Origin of the sequence: Citreicoccus inhibens (assembly GCF_019039035.1) — a bacterium.
GTDB lineage: Bacteria > Myxococcota > Myxococcia > Myxococcales > Myxococcaceae > Citreicoccus > Citreicoccus inhibens.
Map to the genome: position 1 here is coordinate 1 of NZ_JAHNZT010000116.1, position 1393 is coordinate 1393.

A 1393-nucleotide genomic window follows, 5' to 3' on the forward strand; every position below is an offset into this window, starting at 1 on the left:
CCGCGGGCCAGGTGTCGCTGCCTCTGGCGCCCTCCGCGTCGGCTCCGCAGCGGACAGTGAAGGCCCGCCGAACGGAGTCGGGGGAGTACGACTGGGTGCAGCCCGTAGAGATGTGCGGCCCCGTCCAGCGCCTCTGGCAGGAAGGTGCAAAAGACAGGAGCGTCGCCATTTTCAACATGGTGCGCTTCTTCGCGCATAAGGGACTCGGCCTCGACGAGATTACCGAACTCGTCCTTGAGTACGACCGCCGGGGCCTCGGAAAGCTGAAGGGCCGAGACGGCGTCGGCTATGTCCGCCAGGCCTACGAGAAGGTGATGGCCACCGCCAGCGAGGGTGGCGCCGTGGCGCCGCCCTGCCATTCCCTCCAGGGCATGGGCTACTGCCGCGTCAACCGCGAGCCTGCCGTGCGCTGCGAGTTGTACGACGTCGTCTTCGATATTGAGACGGCGGTGGAGCGCCTGGCCTCGGTGCCGGCCCAGGAGGTGGAGTACCGCCTGAAGCCGATTCTTGAGGCGATTGCCCACCGCCCTCCCTCGGCGCAAGAGAAGTACCTGGCGCTGTTGGAGGTGCGCACGGGCCTGCCCGCCCAGAAGCTGCAGCTGTCCATGGCCCGCGCCGTGCGGACCCAGGCCACAGGGGAGGGTGCCGACTCCAAGGGCGGCGGGAAGGGCAGCAGCGGTGACGACACCATTGACGGCGAAGTGTACGAGGACGCGTACTGCTACTTCACGGTGACGCAGCGGGGAGAAGCGAAGGCGATTTCCTCCTTCACCTTCACGCCGACGGCTCTCGTGGAGACTGAGGAGGGGGAGGTATTCCTCGGCGAAGTCCGCACGGACAAGGGCGCCGAGGTGGAGGGCGCGCGGCTGCCGCGCAAGGCCTTCAACTCGAGGAAGGAGCTGCTGCACCACCTTCCCTCCGTCCACACTCAGTGGACGGGCAGTGACAACAACGTGCAAGGACTTCTTCGCGTGGTGGCGCGCCGGCCCGTGCCGCGGCTGCCAGGCACCGCGACGCTGGGGGACTTCAAGCGGGGGGCGCACCACGTCTGGGTGGCGCCTGGGTGCACCATTGGGGTGGGGGGCTTCCTCTCGGATTCCCCCGTGGCGTACCTGCCGAATGGCACCTCGCTGGAATCGCGCATTCGGTACGAGGCAACGGACGAAGACACCTTTCACGACGTGGCGAGCACGGTTTTCGAGTGTCTCCTCAAAATCAACACGCCCCAGGTTGTGCTCCCCATGCTGGGGTGGTTCTTCGCGACGCCGATGAAGCCGCGCCTCATGGAGAAGGTGGGCTCCTTCCCGCTCCTCTTCATTCACGGCACTCAAGGCAGCGGCAAGTCGAGCATGTGCACTGAAGTCTTTTGGCCCCTCTTCGGCGTGCCAGGCGC

Annotated in this window: 1 pseudogene; it reads left to right on the forward strand. The window is 66.5% G+C overall.

The annotated features are described in order from the left end of the window. Positions 1–176 precede the first annotated feature (176 nt). Positions 177–1393: pseudogene (locus tag KRR26_RS36490) on the forward strand (hypothetical protein); the annotation flags it as partial.